We start from the raw sequence: 14,998 nt of genomic DNA on the forward strand, positions 1-14,998 counted from the left end.
TCGCATGAACGACGAACCGGATCGAACCGGAGCAGTCCCGGAGCACCCCTCGCCGGAGACCGCGCCCGCCGATGCCGGACTGACCACCGGCGCCCTCGCCCGCAGGCTCGGCGTCTCCCCCACCACCCTGCGTTCCTGGGACCGCCGCTACGGCATCGGCCCGGCCGCGCGCGCCGACGGGCGGCACCGGCGCTGGGCACCGCAGGACGTGGCGCTGCTGGAGGCGATGTGCCGGCTGACCTCGTCCGGCGTACCACCGGCCGAGGCGGCCCGGGCCGCGAAGAACCTCGCGCACCCCGGCACCACCCCGAGCGCCACCGCGACACCGCCGGCACCCCCTTCCTCATCCCCGGCTGCCGCCCCCGCGCCGTCCCCGGAGCGGAGGACCGCGGCCCCCTCGCGGGCAGCCGGCGGACTGCCCCTGGGCGAGGTCCGTCAGGAGTCCCGTGGCCTGGCCCGCGCCGCCGTCCGGCTGGACGCGGCCGCCGTGGAGGAGCAACTGGACCGCGCCGTCACGGAGTACGGCATCCGGTTCGCCTGGCAGGACGTGATGGCGCCGACCCTGCACGCCGTCGGCCGCAAGTGGGCCTCGTCGGGCGACCGCTACGTCGAGGTCGAGCACCTGCTGTCCTGGCACGTGTCCAGCACGCTCCGCCGTCACACCCGTCAGCCCCCGCGCACCGGCGGCGCGACCACCGCGGGGCCCGTCGTCCTGGCCTGTGTTCCCGGCGAAGAGCACACCCTGCCGCTGGAGGCGCTCAACGCCGCTCTGAGCCAACACGCCATCCCCACGCGGATGTTCGGAGCGGCGGTCCCGGCCGAGGCGCTGGTGGCAGCGGTACGGCGCCTGGGCCCGACCGCCGTCGTGCTGTGGGCGCAGTCGCACTCCACCGCCAGCCTTCCCCTGGCCCAGTACGTCGCGGCCACCGAGTGGGGAGTGCGGGGAGCCCGCACGCAGCCGCTGGTCATGCTCGGCGGCCCCGGCTGGACGGGCCGGGCCGCCCGCGGCATGCTGCGCCCGACCGGCCTGTCCGACGCGCTCGACACGCTGACGGCGGTGTACGGGGCGACGCCTCGGCACGACGACCAGCGCTGACGCCCCATGCCGCGCGCCGTACCTCAGTCGCGTCCCCGGGCCCGCTTGAAGCGGCCCAGCCCGTCGGCGAGTTCGACGACGGGGTCCGGATAGTCGCCGGTCCTCGCCCGCTCCGCCCCCAGGAGCTTCCACGGCTCGTGGATCGCGGCACCCCGCACACCCGCCAACTCGGGTACCCAGCGCCGGACATAGGCGCCGTCGGGGTCGAACCGCTTGGCCTGGGTGATCGGGTTGAGGACCCTGTTGGGGCGGGTGTCGGTGCCCGTTCCGGCCATCCACTGCCAGTTCAGCTGGTTGTTGGCGACGTCCCCGTCCACCAGCAGCTCCAGGAAGTGGCGGGCCCCCACGCGCCAGTCGACGTACAGCGTCTTGGCCAGGAAGCTCGCCGCGAGCAGTCGGCCGCGGTTGTGCATCCAGCCCTCGTGCAGCAGTTGGCGCATCGCCGCGTCGACGATCGGGTAGCCGGTACGGCCCTCCCGCCAGGCCTCGATGTCCTCGCCGGCCGAGCGCTCGGACCTCCACTGGTCGTGCCGGGTGCGGTAGTCGTCGTCGGCCGCGGCCGGGCGTGCCGCCAGCACCTGGCGGTGGAAGTCGCGCCAGGCGACCTGCCGTACGAACGCCTCCGCGCCCGGACCGCTCGACGCCCGCGCCCGGTGGACGAGTTCGACGGCGGACAGCGTGCCGAAGTGCAGGTGCGGTGACAGGCGCGAGGTCGCGTCGCCCGCCAGGTCGTCGTGCCGGTCCTCGTACGCGGCGATGCCGGAGCGCAGCCAGGCGGTGAGCCGCTTACGGCCCTCCGTCTCGCCGCCGGCGGCCGGCCCCGGCGAGGTGCCGGCCACCGTGGACCGGGACGGTGGCTCCTCGGACCCGATGCCCTCCGGCACCCGGATCGAGCGGGGTGCGCCGAGCGTGTCCCGCGGCGGCTGCTGCGACCACCGGCGGAAGTACGGCGTGAACACGGCGAAGTGGTCCGAGGACGCCGGGGTCACGGCGCCGGGCGGCACCACCCCCGTCACCGTCTCGTGGACGGTCAGCCGCCGCCCGTCCGCCTCCAGGGCCCGGCGCAGCCGCTGCTCGCGCAGCTGGGCGTACGAGCTGACGTCGGCCGCCATGTGCACCTCGTCGGCGCCGGTCTCGGCGGCCACCTTGCACACCTCGGCCACGACGTCACCGGAGCGCACGACGAGCCGTCCGCCGCGCTCGCGCAGCCCGGCGTCCAGGTCCCGCAGGCAGTCGGCGAGGAACGCCAGCCGGTTGGGCGCTGCGAAACCGGCGTCCGTCACCCCCTGGTCGCGCACGAACAGGGGGACGATCTCGTCGGCCCCGTCCAGCGCGGCCCGCAGCGGCGGATGGTCGTGCAGGCGCAGATCGGCGGTGAACAGGACGACGGAGGTGTTCATCGTGCGGCTCCAGGCGAGACGGCTCGTACGCGGGACGGTGCGTGCGCAGGGCGATGCGTACGCGGAACGGTTCCGGCCCTGGATGCCGGACGGATGCGCCTGTTCAACGTGCGGCCTCGCCGACCACCGCCTCGTCGGCCTGCCGGGCCGCCGCCAAAGCGATGTTGCGGGCCATCCCTCCGAACACGATGGCGTGGAAGGGCGAGACGGTCCACCAGTAGATCTGCCCGAGCAGCCCGCGCGGATGGAACAGGGCGCGCTGGCAGTAGCGGCTGCCGCCCTCGTCGCCGTCCGGTTCCGCGAACATCTCCAGCCAGGCCAGGCCGGGCAGCCGCATCTCCGCCCGCAGCCGCAGCAGGCGCCCCGGCTCGATCTCCTCCACCCGCCAGAAGTCCAGCGAGTCGCCCACCCTCAGCCGCTCCGCGTCCCGGCGGCCCCGGCGCAGCCCGACGCCGCCGACCAGCCGGTCCAGCCAGCCCCTCAGGCTCCAGGCGAGCGGGAAGGAGTACCAGCCGTTGTCGCCGCCCACTCCTTCGATCACCCGCCACAGGGTGCTCACCGGCGCGTGCACCGGCGTCTGGCGGCTGTCCGTGTACAGGCTGCCGCCCGCCCAGTCGGGGTCGGTGGGCAGCGGGTCGCTGGGCGCGCCGGGCACCGCGGCGGACGACCAGCGCGTGGCCACCTTCGCCTCACGCACCCGGCGCAGGGCCAGTCGTACGGCCTGGTCGAAGCTGAGCGGATGTCCCGGGGGTTCGGGCAGGTACTGCCTGACGGCGTGCTCGTGGCAGACGACCTCGTGGCGCAGCGACTCGGTCAGCGGCCGGGCGATGGACGCGGGGACGGGGGTGACCAGACCCACCCAGTGGCTGGAGAGCCCCGGCGTGAGGACCGGCACGGGCAGGATGACCCGCGGGGGAAGGCCGGCCACGCGCGCGTAGCGGACCATCATCTCCCGGTACGTCAGGATGTCCGGGCCCCCGATGTCGAAGGCGCGGCTGACGTCCTCGGGCAGCCGGGCACAGCCGACCAGGAGTCGCAGCACGTCCCCGACGGCGATGGGCTGGATACGGGTGTGCACCCAGCTCGGGGTGACCATCACGGGCAGCCGCTCGGTGAGGTAGCGCAGCATCTCGAAGGAGGCCGAGCCGGAGCCGATGATCACGGCGGCGCGCAGCACGGCGGTCGGCACGCCGCAGTCCAGCAGGATGCGGCCCACCTCCGCCCGTGACCTCAGGTGCGGGGAGAGCTCGTCCTCGGGCACGTCGGTCGGCGTCAGCGCGCCGAGGTACACGACGCGGCGCACGCCGGCCGCCTTCGCCTGCTCCCCGAAGATCTGGGCCGCGCGCCGGTCGGTCGCCTCGAAGTCCTTGCCGGTGCCGAGCGCGTGCACCAGGTAGTACGCCACGTCGATGTCCGTCATGGCCTGGGAGACCGAGTCGGCATCGGTGACGTCGCCCTGCATCACCTCCACGTCGCCCGCCCAGGGATGGTCGCGCAGCTTGCGCGGATTGCGGGCCAGACAGCGCACCTGGTGCCCGTCCGCCAGCAACTCGGGCACGAGCCGGCCGCCGATGTAGCCCGTGGCGCCCGTCACCAGGCAGCGCAGCGGTGTCGAGTCGTTGTGGTTCATCGCTTCCGGTCCTCCGCGTCGGCGATTGCGTCGGTGATCCCCCCTGTGATCACTTCCCATGTGACGCGGCTTGCGGATGCGTGTCCTGCCCTGCGACCACCCGATTCCTACGGGCCATCTGGTTCACACGGTTCACGAGCTGGTTCCTACGGGTCGTACGGGCCGTACGAGTCATGCGGGGATGCCGGGTCACAGGGTCCTGGGAGGCGGCCGGTCGCCGACGCCCACGCTGCCGCGGCCGCTGAGCCGGAACAGCAGCACGATGGACGGCAGGATGAGCACCGCCGCCACGCACGCGACGGCGACGAGGACGGCGAGGGTCGCATCAGGTGCGGTCGCCTCGTCGAGCGAGAGGTGCGTGCCGAGGAGGTAGGGGTACTGGGACACGCCCCAGCCGCAGACGATCAGCGCGACGGCCGCCGCGGCGGTCACCCGCACTCCGTACGTCTTTCCGACCAGGAGCAGCGCCAGGCCCAGCAGTCCGCCGAGTGCCGCCAGCACGAGCAGCGGCAGCGCGCGGTGGGTGAGGTTGTGGAACAGCCGAGGGGCGTCGGAGCTCAGCACGAAGATGCCGGCGATGCTCACGGCACCCGTCACGGCTCCGACTCCCAGAGCCCGGTACCGGAAGTAACGGAACAGGTCCCGGTCGTCCCGGCGCTGGGCTTCCACGATCAGGTAGGTGGCGGCGAGGTAGGCGCAGGAGAGCACCGCCAGCACGCCGCCGAGGATGCTGGAGGGGTTGATCCAGCTCGTGACGGCGTCACCGTTTCCCTGGGTCGGGACGCGCCCGGAGGCCAGGGCACCGGCGATGGCTCCGAAGCAGTAGGGCGTCAGGACCGAGGACAGGGCGAAGGCGGCACCGTACAGACGCTGCTCCGGGGTACGGATGGACGCCTTGCGGAACGCGAATCCGGCGCCCCGCAGGACGATGCCGAGCAGAGCGAGCACCAGGGGGACGTAGAGCGTGGTCGTGATGGCGGAGAAGGCGGTGGGGAATCCGCTCCACAGGATGACGATGCAGTAGATCAGCCAGGTGTGGTTGGCCTCCCACACCGGTGCGAGGGACGAGTCGATCAGTTTGCGGGGAGCGTGCCCGCGTCGGGCGCCTCCCGCGAGGAGATCCCAGAATCCGGCGCCGAAGTCGGCCCCGCCGAGCACGGCGTAGGCGATGACGCCGATGAAGAGGAACACCGCCACCAGTTCGGGCATCGCTACGACACCTTTCCCTCGGAGTGGCCGGGGCGTGCGCTGTCCGGGGTGTCCGGCCCGTAGGGGACGGGGACGGCCGCGTCACCCTGTCTCTCCCACCGCTGCTTCATCGACCGCAGCACCCAGAGGGCCCCTGCGCCGACCGCGGCGTAGAGGATCACCACACCGATGAAGGTGGGCCAGAGGTTGCCCTGGGTCGTCACCGCGTCGCGGGTCAGCAGCAGGCCCACGGCGATCCACGGCTGGCGGCCGACCTCGGTGACGACCCAGCCGCTCTCCAGGCAGAGGATCGAGACGATGCCGCAGACGGAGGCCGCCCGCAGGAACCAGCGGTCGGTCGCCAGTGTGTGCCGGCGCCGCCACCACAGCCAGCAGAACCAGAGGGCCACGGCCAGCAGGAGGCAGGAGGTGCCGACCATGATGTCGAACGCCCAGTGCACGATGTTGACCTGCGCGGTGGTGGGTCTCACGGCCGCGGGGACGGCGTCGAGTCCCTTGACGGTGGTCGACGGCTTGAAGCCGGCCAGCACGGAGGCCACGCTCGGGACCGAGATGCCGTACCGGACCTCCCCGTCGATCAGCACGCCGCCCAGCGTTTCGGGCACATGACTGCCGGTGGTGGGGAGCAGTTCGATCGCGGCGAACTTCGCGGGCTCGGCGTCGAAGACCTGGCGGGCGATCGTGTCACCGATGAATATCTGCACCGGCATGGAGACGGCCGCGGTCACGAAACCTATGAGGAAGCCGACCTTGTGGTAGCGGTCGCGCCGGCCTCGGAGCATGCCGACGGCGTAGACACCCGCCACGACGAATCCCGCGACGATGTAGGCGGCGAGGAGCATGTGCAGGAACTGCAGCCAGAAGGCGTTGTTGAAGAACACCTTCGCCGGCTGCACGGCGATGACCTGGCCGCCCTTCATCGTGATGCCACCGGGCTGGTTCATCCAGCTGTTGGCGGCGATGACGGCGGCCGCTCCGCCGACACTGGCCAGGGCGACCGGCACGCCCGCCCAGAAATGTGCCCAGGGCCGCATCCGGTCCCATCCGTAGATGTAGATGGCCACGAAGATGGCTTCGAGGAAGAAGAACAGTCCCTCGATCGCGAACGGGAAGCCGAACGCGGCGCCGTACGTCTTCATCAGCCCGGGCCAGAGCAGACCCAGCTCGAACGAGAGCACGGTCCCGGTGATGGCGCCGACCGCGAACAGCACGGCGGCGACCTTCGACCACCGCCGGGCGAGCACCATCGCATCCTCGTCGCCCTTGCGCAGGCCGCGGTAGTTCGCGATGAGCATGAGCGTGGTGAGAGCGACACCGAAGGGCACCAGGATGATGTGGAAACCGAGGGTGAAGGCCATCTGCTCCCGGGCCGGAAGCAGTTGATCGGGATCGGCGGCGCCCAGGAACACGTGGTAGGGAACCAGGTCGACAGTCGTCATGAACGGAACCTCGCCATCGAATCACGCACTCCGATCACGCATACTTCGTGCGCAACGCGGCTTTCGGTTGCACCGTTATGAACGTTTTCGTCAAGCTCGGAACTCCTCGAAGGGCGGCTCGAACGCGGGGTCGGGCAGGCGCAGGGCCTTGCAGCGAGTCTCTTTCTCGGACAGGCGATCAACAGCATGCTGCGTCAAGGCTTCCCCGGGGAAGGCGTCGGACAGCACCGTCCACCTCAGATTCCGCTCGTAGTACCGCACGGCGGCGCGCACCGACGGCACCAGGGCGTCGTCCAGGACGATCAGCCCGCCGGGCCGGACGATCTTGCGCAGGAAGTAGAGGTCGACGAAGACCTCGTGGAACCGGTGGCTGCCGTCCACGAAGGCCGCGTCGGCCACGAGGCCTTCGACGAGGAGTTGAGGGAGCGCGATCGACGAAGGAGCGAGCATGAGCGAGGCGATCGAGTCCAGTCCCGCCGAGCACAGCAGCTCCCAGCCGACATTGGACCAGTCACGTTCTTGAAACGGGTCGATGATGACGTGCCTGGGGCGTGTGCGGCCGGCCGTGACCAGTGCCTCACCGATCGCGAGCGCGGAACTGGCGTACGCGAGCCCGACCTCGACCACTGTCTGCGCGCCCTCGGAGATCAGCAGGTCGCGCAGCCGATCGCAGTCACGTTCCGGCACCGTGACCGTCTCGAAGTCCGCCTCGCGGTCCCGCGTCCGCGGCGGCCCCTCCCGCGCGAGCCGACGGCGCACCTTGCGGACCCGCGCCCTGAGTCCGTCCAGCCCGTCCCGTCCATCCCTTCCATCCAGTCCATCCGCTTTCATCGTGCCGACCACCCCTCCGCGAACTCGTCGCGCAACTAGTCGAGATGTCTTTCAGGTGTCACGTGTTCGGTGGCCGACGGTGGCGTACGGGTTGGCGGCCGCGCCCTCGGTGCTCAGCAGTACGACCACCGAGGACGGCCCGAGCCCCAGCGCCGTACGGCGTGCGTCGGCGCCCGCACCGGTGAGCGCGGCACGCAGACCGACGAGCGGCGCGGCCCCGCAGGGACCGGATCAGCCGACGCCCAGGCGATAGACCTGCCGTGAGCCGCCTTCCGGGCCCGGGTCGGCGGCTTCGGCGGGGAGGAAACCGAGACGCTCGTAGAAGACGCGGGCCCCGCCGGCCACGGCGCCCGGATGGTCGGCTCCGAAGGTGACCACCTCGATGCTGCCCGGGCCCGACACGAACCTGCGGGTGGCGTCGGCCATCAGCGCGCGGCCCACGCCCTTCCCGCGTTGATGCTCCGAGACGACGAGCCAATGGACGTGGTAGGTCGGGGGCTTGGCGCCGAAGAGCAGGCCGCCGAGGAGCTCCGATCCCGAGGAGACGGCGACGAGCGCCGTGGACCGGCGAATGTACTTGTCCACGGCGCGACGGAAGCCGGGATCCTCGACCATCGGACCGAACCAGTGCTCGACCTGGCCCGCCAAGCCGAGCAGACCAGGAACATCGTGCTCTCCCGCGAGTCTGACGATCACCGGAGCAGTGTGGCAGATCCCTCCCCGCCTCAGCTGACCCCGCGATCGCGCCCCGACCAATAGGGCTGACGGAGCTTGAACTTCTGGATCTTGCCCGTGGCCGTGCGGGGGATGGAGTCGCGGAACTCGACGGACGTCGGTGCCTTGTAGCCGGCCAGGCGTTGCTTGCAGTGGGCGATGATGTCCGCCTCCTGTGCCGTCGCACCCTCGGCCAGCACCACCAGGGCCTTGATCGTCTCGCCCCACTTCTCGTCCGGCACCCCGATGACGGCGACCTCGGCGACCGCCGGGTGACTGAAGATCGTGTCCTCCACCTCGATCGACGACACGTTCTCACCACCCGTGATGATCACGTCCTTCTTCCGGTCGGAGATCGTCAGATGGCCGTCGGCCGCATCGAACGACCCGCCGTCGCCGGTGTGGAACCACTCGTCCTCCAGCGCCGCTTCGGTCTCCTCCGGCTTGTCCCAGTAGCCGTCGAGCACGGTGTTCGAGCGGGCCAGGACCTCGCCCGCGTCCGAGACCTTCAGGTGGACGCCGAGCGCAGGCAGCCCCGCACGGGACAGCTTGCGCGCCCGTTCCTCGGCCGGCAGACCGGCGTCGGCAGGACGGGAACGGTTGAAGGTCAGCAGCGGGGACGTCTCCGTCAGGCCGTAGATCTGCGTGAACTCCCAGCCGAGCTCCTCGCCCACCCGCTGGATCATCCGGCTCGGCGGCGGAGCCCCCGCGCACACGACCCGGACGCGATCACGGCCCGGGATCTCGCCCTCCCAGGTCGCCGCGGCGTCAAGTACCGCATTCCACACAGCGGGTGCGCCGCACATGAGCGTGACGCCGTGCTCGTCGACCCGGCGCAGGATCTCGGCACCGTCGACCTTGCGCAACACCACCTGTTTGACGCCGAGTCCGGCCATCACGTATGGCATTCCCCAGCCGTTGCAGTGGAACATCGGCAGCGTGTGCATGTACACATCGCGCTCCCACGCGCGCGTGTGCAGCCCGAAGGTCAGGCCGTTCACCCAGATGTTGCGGTGGGTCAGCTGCACGCCCTTGGGGCGGGCCGTGGTCCCCGAGGTGTAGTTGATCGTCGCGGTGGCGTCCTCGTCCGGACGCGACCACGGCCGGGGTTCGATGCCAAAGCGCATCAGCTCGTTGTCCGTGTGCTCGCCGAGCACGAAGCGGTGACGTACCGGGATGCCGGACAGAGCGGCATCCAGCTCCGGGTCGACGAGCAGGACCGACGCCCTGCTCTGCTGCACCACGTAGGCGACCTCTTCGGGCTTCAGGCGGAAGTTGACCGGCACACAGATCCGGCCGCTCATCGGGACCGCGAACAGCAGCTCGAGGAGACGCGCGGAGTTGTGGCTGACCACCGCCACGCGCTCGCCTTCACCTACGCCGAGCGCATCGAACCCCGCCTGCCAGGCCCGCACCCGCTCGCCCAACCGCCCGTACGTCGCATCGGGCACCGCCGGACCGGGCTGGTCCGGCTCGTCCACGACACCTGTGCTGGACGAGAACCCCGCCTCCGCCCGGTCGAGAAAGTCCGTGACGGTCATCGGTACGCGCATGTTCGCTCCCTGTATCCGCGCCAACCACCAGTGGCTGCTTCGCCCTTGACGCTAATTCCGAACCTCTGTCGCCGGTGGGGTCATCGAGGTTGCAGCACGAAGTCGTACGCGGCGTGCAGGTACGGCTCCGCAAGGACACTGCCGTCGGGTGCGGCGCCTGCCGGACACGCGTCGAAGCGTACGACCAGGGCGTCCTCGACCCCGAACACCACGTCGCTGTCGAGGTACTCGCCGCCCTCCTGGAACAAGTGGGTGATCAGCCTCTCGTACCCGGGCTCCTCGATGAGGAAGTGGACGTGCGGGGGCCGGAAGTGGCTGATGTCCGTCGCGCGGACCAGCCGGCCGACCGGGCCGTCCATGGGGATGGCGTATCCGCGCGGTGCGATGGTGCGGATGCAGTAGGTGCCGTCCTCCCGGGTCCGGTACTTCGCGCGCAGGCGCGCTTCGTCGATGTCGGGGAGCTGTGATTCGTAGGCTCCGTCGGCGTCGGCCTGCCAGGCGTCGAGCACGGCGTGGGCGACGGGGCTGCCGTGGGTGTCGGTGACCTTGCCCGTGATGAACAGCGGTGTTCCCGGGATGCCGTCCGACATGTCGAAGCCGTACGCAACGGCGGGCGATCCGTCGATGTGGAACGGGCCGAGCACGGTGGCAGGGGTCGCCTGCGGCGAGAACCTGTTGTTCAGCTGCACGACGAGCATGCTCAGACCGAGCACGTCCGAGCTCAGGATGAGTTCCTGACGCTTGTCGTCGCTCATGCGGCCGGCCGCGGTCAGCCATTCGATCGCGGCCATCCACTCGTCCTCGGTCAGCTCCACCTCACGGGCGAAGGCGTGCAGGTGGCGGACCAGCGCGGTCATCAGCTCCGCCACCCGCGGCGAGTGGGCGGTGGCCCAGCGCTGAACGGCGAGGTCGGTGATCTTGTCCTTGTCGACGGACATGGTTGCTCCTCGGTGTGCGCTGAACCTCCGTCCTCGGTCTGCTGTCGGCCGGCGGCATCAGCCTTCGCCGCCTGCATCCGAGAGCGGATCGGGGACGAAGGGGTCCGGTGGGATGGCGGTGTTGTTGAGGTCGACGGAGAGGAAGACGTCGCGCGCGACCGGATGGCGGAGTTCCTCGGCGAGTTGCCCGATCAGTCCGGCCGTGCGGGCCAGCAGCGCGAACCCGCGCAGCAGCGGCAGCGGAAGGCCGAGGTCGGCGAGCGCGGCGCCGCAGACACCGGCTCCGTTCAGCGGCAGTGTCTTGCCCAGTACGGCCGGATGCACACGGCCGATGGCGGCGAACAAGGACAGATGCGGCCCGAACAGGCCTTCCTCCGTGGCGATCCGCATCAGCCTCGGCGTGCGGGGGTCGACCTCCTTGTGCACGTGATGTCCGAGCCCGGGGACGAACTCCCCCGCCGCGCGCCGCTCCCGCACCGTGCGCAGTGCCACCGCGTCCCAGCCCGCCTCGTCGGACGGCAGGTCGCCCTTCAGAGACGCCAGGACGTCGTGCAGGAAACGGCCGGTGTCCTCGGTGACTCCGAGGAACCGGGAGCCGCCGCCGAGCAGTCCGGCGGCGAGCGCGCCCTGGACGGAGTCCGGCGCCGACAGGTACGTCAGCCGGGTGACGATGGCGGTGGGGGTAAACCCGTGGTCGGCCAGTGCGGCGAGCACCGCGTCGAAGACCCGTGTCTCGCCGGGGCTGGGCCGACGCTGGGTGGCCAGCCAGAAGGCCAGTTCGCCGAAGCCCACCGAACCCATGATGTCCCGGGCCAGGTCGTGGCCGAGCAGGGTGATGGTCTCCGGGTCGGACGCGCCCAGGGCCGTGGGGTACGCGGGACGGCTCTGCGGCTGCGACTGCGACTGCGACTCAGTCATGGTCGGGCTCCTGCGGGTGGGACAACCACGTGCGGAGTTCGTCGCCGTGTTCGTCGAGGTCCGGCGGCGGCAGCCGATAGCCGGCCGGGGTGGCGGAGAAGCGGATCGGGTGACGCGTGGTGGGGACGGCACGCTCGCCCTCCCCCGCGGTCACGACCGGTTCGAGCCCGAACCGGTCGGCCATGGCGAATCCGCCGTCGATGGTGTTGATCGGCCCGCTCGGCACCCCGGCCTCGACCAGCAACGTGAACCATTCGTCGGCGCCGCGGGTGACCAGGCGCTCGACCAGCAGCGGCCTGAGCTGCTCGCGGTGGACGGTGCGGTCGGCGTTGCGGGCGAAGCGCGGGTCGTCGGCGACCTCCGGGATTCCCAGCACCTCGCACAGCCTGCGGAACTGTCCGTCGTTGGCGGCGGCCACGATCAGATCGTTGTCCGCGGTGGGCAGGGGTTCGTACGGGAACACGCTGGGGTGGGCGTTGCCCATCCGGTACGGCACGGTGCCCCCGGCGACGAACGCGGAGCTGTGGTTGACCAGTCCGGTGAGCGCGGAGGACAGCAGGTTCACCTCGACCAGCTGGCCCTCACCGGTCGCGTCCCGGTGGCGCAGGGCCGCCAGGATGCCGATGGTGGCATGGTTGCCGGCCATGACGTCGAAGACGGAGATCCCGGCCCGGTAGGGCGGACCGTCCGGCTCCCCGGTGAGGCTCATCAGTCCCGAGACGGCCTGCACCATGAGGTCGTACCCGGGCACATGACGCCCCGCGCCGGAACCGAATCCCGTGATCGACGTGTAGACCAGTCCGGGGTTGTCGTGGCGGACCGTGTCGAAGTCCAGCCCGTACTTCGCCGTCGCCCCGGGTTTGAAGTTCTCGATCAGGACGTCGGCGCGGCGGGCGAGTTCGCGTGCGAGCGCGGCGTCGGTCTCGTCGCGGAGGTCCAGCGCGATCGAGCGCTTGCCGCGGTTGATCCCCAGGTAGTAGGTCGCCACGTCACCGCGCACGGGGGGCGTCCAGGCGCGGGTGTCGTCACCGTTCGGCGCCTCCACCTTGACGACGTCGGCCCCGAGATCCGCCAGGAGCATCGTGGCGTAGGGACCGGCGAGGACGCGTGAGAAGTCCGCGATCAGCAGTCCGGACAGCGGCCCCGCGACGCTCGCACGATCGTCGTTCGTGGCGCTTTGTGACATCGGCGTCGCCTTCCGCTGTCCGGTCGACGGACATACGTCCGTCGGCGCGATTCTGGAACGCGTCCCACGGAGGCGTCAAGGATTCACGACGCGCGGCAGAGCCTCGGCCGAGGGCGGCCGGGTCGTGTGCGGCACGGTCTCGAGCCGCGCGAAGTCCACGCTGATCTCGCCCGCGGCTCGGAGGAGGAGCGGCAGGTACGTGTGGAGGAGCGTCTCCACCGAGGTCTCGGCCGCATGCGCGTTGACGTTGATGCTCGCGACGACCCGCCCCGATCCGTCGCGCAGCGGCGCCGCCACCGACCGGATGCCCCGGGCGAGTTGTTCGTCGGTCACCGCCCAGCCGCGCGCGCGGACCTCCCGTAACTCCGCCTCCCATTCCTCCCGGTGGGGCTGCCACACGGGAACAAGGCCCGACCGGCCGGGTTCGGCAAGCGTCCGGGCCGCGTCGTCGGGCGGCAGCGCGGCCAGCAGCACCTTCCCCAGTGATGTCTGCAGCGCGGGGAAACGCGTCCCGATCTGTACGGTGAGGGCGACGATCTTCGGCACGGACACCCGCGCGACGTAGACGATGTCGGAGCCGTCGAGTTGTGCGATCGAGCAGGACTCATTCGTCCGCTCGACCAGCCACTCCAGATGGGGCCGGGCCACGTCCCACAGCCCTGTCGAGCAGACATAGGCGACACCGAGGTCGAGCACGCGCGGGGTGAGCGCGAACCCGTCGTCCTGCCGGCGTACGTACCCCAACTCGCCCAGGGTGAGCAGGATTCGGCGTGCTGTCGGCCGGGCCAGCCCCGTCGCGCTCGCCACGTCGCTCAGCGACATCACCGGCCGCCGGGGCTGGAAGGCGGTGATCACTTCCAGCCCTCGGGCCAGCGCCTCGATGAAATCGGGCCCGGTTCCTTCGCGTGGCATGGGAACTCCTCGTGGTCCGTCTCTTGCTGCGTCACCGGAAAAACCCTCGCCTCCCCCGGTATTGACACCGCTGTGCGGCCTCACAACTATCGTCCGCAACCGCACGGTGACGCCATACGGATGACCGTCCGACGCGGGCGGCGACGGGTGGTGCCGGTGACGCATCGTCGTACGAAGCCGCGGCACGAAGGAGATCAGCGATGACTCAGCCCGCCGCATTCCTCCCGGGTCGGCCCGTCGTCCTTCGTCGCGGCACCGTGCTGCCCATGGACCGGGCGCGGCGAGTACTGACCGACACCGACGTGCTCGTGGTCGACGACCGGATCGCGGCGGTCGGACTCGTCGCGTCGGCCGTGCCACTCACCGCCCGCGCGCGGGTGTTGCGCGAGCGACGGTCGACATCTGGCTGACGGCTACGGCTACGGCTACGGCTTGAAGCCCATCCCGCAGAACTCGTCCACCTCGGGGACCGCGCCGGAGGCGTTGTCCTCGGGTCGCCAGCGCGGGCACGAGACGATGCCGGGCTCCAGGAGTTCCAGGTCCTGGTGGAACCGCGCGAGCACCTCCGGGTGGCGCAGGTGGTAGGTCGGCTTGCCGTTCTGGTTCCACAGGTCTATGGCCTGCTCGAACGCCTCACCGGTGATCACGTTGGTGCCGTCGGCGGTGACGAGGTAGCTGCCCGGGGGCAGGGCGTCGACCAGCCGCTCGACGATCGACTGCGCCTCGGCGGTGTCCTCGATGTGCCCCAGGATGTTGAGCAGCATCAGCGCGATCGGCTGATCGAAGTCCAGCGTGTCCCGAGCCGCGGCGAGAACCTTCTCCGGTTCCCGCAGGTCGGCATCGATGTACTGGGTGGTCCCCTCGGCGCTGCCGGTGAGCAGGGTACGGGCATGCGCCAGCACGATCGGGTCGTTGTCGACGTACACCACGCGCGCGTCCGGTGCCACCCGCTGAGCGACCTGATGGGTGTTGTTCGCGGTTGGCAGCCCCGTGCCGATGTCGAGGAACTGGCGTATCCCGGCCGTACCGACCAAGTAGGTCACCGCTCGCTGCAGAAACGCCCGCGACTCGCGCGCCACCGCCACGATGTCGGGGTAGATGCCGCTGAACTGGTCGCCGACCTCACGGTCGACCTCGTAGTTGTCCTTGCCGCCGAGCCAGTAGTTTCAGAT

The 14,998-nt window shown here is 70.8% G+C and carries 14 protein-coding genes and 1 pseudogene; 3 read left to right on the forward strand and 12 right to left on the reverse strand.

Annotated elements, in window-relative coordinates; all coding sequences use genetic code 11:
* Positions 1-4: 4 nt before the first annotated feature.
* Entirely contained in the window at positions 5-1,096 is a 1,092-nt protein-coding gene (locus ABZ910_RS26550; protein ID WP_361369503.1) for a MerR family transcriptional regulator, read from the forward strand.
* 23 nt (positions 1,097-1,119) lie between these two features.
* Here the strand turns inward: ABZ910_RS26550 and ABZ910_RS26555 are convergent, their stop codons facing one another.
* From ABZ910_RS26555 to ABZ910_RS26575, 5 genes are all read right to left on the reverse strand, one after another.
* Positions 1,120-2,496 (reverse strand): deoxyribodipyrimidine photo-lyase, encoded by a 1,377-nt coding sequence (locus ABZ910_RS26555; RefSeq protein WP_361369505.1) that lies wholly within the window; start codon positions 2,494-2,496, stop codon positions 1,120-1,122.
* Positions 2,497-2,599: 103 nt separating this feature from the next.
* A complete protein-coding gene (locus ABZ910_RS26560) occupies positions 2,600-4,126 on the reverse strand; it encodes an SDR family oxidoreductase (RefSeq protein WP_361369507.1) in 1,527 nt (508 codons plus the stop codon).
* Positions 4,127-4,315: 189 nt separating this feature from the next.
* The gene (locus ABZ910_RS26565; protein WP_361369509.1) at positions 4,316-5,335 is read right to left on the reverse strand and encodes a cytochrome d ubiquinol oxidase subunit II; all 1,020 of its coding nucleotides are present in this window, start codon (positions 5,333-5,335) and stop codon (positions 4,316-4,318) included.
* Between the two features lie 2 nt (positions 5,336-5,337).
* Positions 5,338-6,774, reverse strand: coding sequence for a cytochrome ubiquinol oxidase subunit I (locus ABZ910_RS26570; protein WP_361369511.1), 1,437 nt, complete (start codon positions 6,772-6,774; stop codon positions 5,338-5,340).
* 90 nt (positions 6,775-6,864) lie between these two features.
* On the reverse strand, positions 6,865-7,605 hold the full coding sequence (locus ABZ910_RS26575) for a class I SAM-dependent methyltransferase (RefSeq protein WP_361369513.1): 741 nt from the start codon (positions 7,603-7,605) through the stop codon (positions 6,865-6,867).
* A 69-nt stretch (positions 7,606-7,674) separates the two neighbouring features.
* Here ABZ910_RS26575 and ABZ910_RS26580 point away from each other — a divergent pair, with 69 nt between their 5' ends.
* Complete coding sequence (locus ABZ910_RS26580) at positions 7,675-7,869, forward strand: hypothetical protein (protein ID WP_361369514.1); 195 nt, start codon at positions 7,675-7,677, stop codon at positions 7,867-7,869.
* Here ABZ910_RS26580 and ABZ910_RS26585 read toward each other — a convergent pair.
* The 6 genes from ABZ910_RS26585 to ABZ910_RS26610 all read right to left on the reverse strand — a co-directional run bounded on the left by ABZ910_RS26585 (position 7,837) and on the right by ABZ910_RS26610 (position 13,826).
* Positions 7,837-8,301 carry a GNAT family N-acetyltransferase gene (locus ABZ910_RS26585; protein WP_361369516.1) on the reverse strand — a complete coding sequence of 155 codons (465 nt, stop codon included), beginning with the start codon at positions 8,299-8,301 and terminating at the stop codon, positions 7,837-7,839. The genes ABZ910_RS26580 and ABZ910_RS26585 overlap by 33 nt on opposite strands.
* A gap of 29 nt (positions 8,302-8,330) precedes the next feature.
* Positions 8,331-9,872 carry an AMP-binding protein gene (locus ABZ910_RS26590; protein WP_361369518.1) on the reverse strand — a complete coding sequence of 514 codons (1,542 nt, stop codon included), beginning with the start codon at positions 9,870-9,872 and terminating at the stop codon, positions 8,331-8,333.
* An 80-nt stretch (positions 9,873-9,952) separates the two neighbouring features.
* Entirely contained in the window at positions 9,953-10,810 is an 858-nt protein-coding gene (locus ABZ910_RS26595) for a dioxygenase (protein WP_361369520.1), read from the reverse strand.
* 57 nt (positions 10,811-10,867) lie between these two features.
* Positions 10,868-11,728, reverse strand: a complete 861-nt coding sequence (locus ABZ910_RS26600; protein ID WP_361369522.1) for a citryl-CoA lyase — start codon at positions 11,726-11,728, stop codon at positions 10,868-10,870.
* The gene (locus ABZ910_RS26605) at positions 11,721-12,914 is read right to left on the reverse strand and encodes a CoA transferase (RefSeq protein WP_361369524.1); all 1,194 of its coding nucleotides are present in this window, start codon (positions 12,912-12,914) and stop codon (positions 11,721-11,723) included. Before ABZ910_RS26605 ends, ABZ910_RS26600 begins: the two co-directional genes overlap by 8 nt.
* A gap of 75 nt (positions 12,915-12,989) precedes the next feature.
* On the reverse strand, positions 12,990-13,826 hold the full coding sequence (locus ABZ910_RS26610) for an IclR family transcriptional regulator C-terminal domain-containing protein (protein WP_361369526.1): 837 nt from the start codon (positions 13,824-13,826) through the stop codon (positions 12,990-12,992).
* A gap of 200 nt (positions 13,827-14,026) precedes the next feature.
* Here ABZ910_RS26610 and ABZ910_RS26615 point away from each other — a divergent pair, with 200 nt between their 5' ends.
* Entirely contained in the window at positions 14,027-14,236 is a 210-nt protein-coding gene (locus ABZ910_RS26615; protein WP_361369527.1) for a hypothetical protein, read from the forward strand.
* A gap of 15 nt (positions 14,237-14,251) precedes the next feature.
* On the opposite strand, the pseudogene ABZ910_RS26620 reads toward ABZ910_RS26615, so the two are convergent.
* A pseudogene (locus ABZ910_RS26620) lies at positions 14,252-14,980 on the reverse strand (SAM-dependent methyltransferase); the annotation flags it as partial.
* Positions 14,981-14,998: the final 18 nt, after the last annotated feature.

This window comes from Streptomyces sp. NPDC046805 (assembly GCF_040645355.1).
Lineage (GTDB): Bacteria > Actinomycetota > Actinomycetes > Streptomycetales > Streptomycetaceae > Streptomyces.

Coding starts and splice junctions, on each gene's coding strand:
- ABZ910_RS26550 (WP_361369503.1), top strand. CDS start 5: ATGAACGACGAACCGGATCGAACCGGAGCAGTCCCGGAGCACCCCTCG.
- ABZ910_RS26555 (WP_361369505.1), bottom strand. CDS start 2,496: ATGAACACCTCCGTCGTCCTGTTCACCGCCGATCTGCGCCTGCACGAC.
- ABZ910_RS26560 (WP_361369507.1), bottom strand. CDS start 4,126: ATGAACCACAACGACTCGACACCGCTGCGCTGCCTGGTGACGGGCGCC.
- ABZ910_RS26565 (WP_361369509.1), bottom strand. CDS start 5,335: ATGCCCGAACTGGTGGCGGTGTTCCTCTTCATCGGCGTCATCGCCTAC.
- ABZ910_RS26570 (WP_361369511.1), bottom strand. CDS start 6,774: ATGACGACTGTCGACCTGGTTCCCTACCACGTGTTCCTGGGCGCCGCC.
- ABZ910_RS26575 (WP_361369513.1), bottom strand. CDS start 7,605: ATGAAAGCGGATGGACTGGATGGAAGGGATGGACGGGACGGGCTGGAC.
- ABZ910_RS26590 (WP_361369518.1), bottom strand. CDS start 9,872: ATGCGCGTACCGATGACCGTCACGGACTTTCTCGACCGGGCGGAGGCG.
- ABZ910_RS26595 (WP_361369520.1), bottom strand. CDS start 10,810: ATGTCCGTCGACAAGGACAAGATCACCGACCTCGCCGTTCAGCGCTGG.
- ABZ910_RS26600 (WP_361369522.1), bottom strand. CDS start 11,728: ATGACTGAGTCGCAGTCGCAGTCGCAGCCGCAGAGCCGTCCCGCGTAC.
- ABZ910_RS26605 (WP_361369524.1), bottom strand. CDS start 12,914: ATGTCACAAAGCGCCACGAACGACGATCGTGCGAGCGTCGCGGGGCCG.
- ABZ910_RS26610 (WP_361369526.1), bottom strand. CDS start 13,826: ATGCCACGCGAAGGAACCGGGCCCGATTTCATCGAGGCGCTGGCCCGA.
- ABZ910_RS26615 (WP_361369527.1), top strand. CDS start 14,027: ATGACTCAGCCCGCCGCATTCCTCCCGGGTCGGCCCGTCGTCCTTCGT.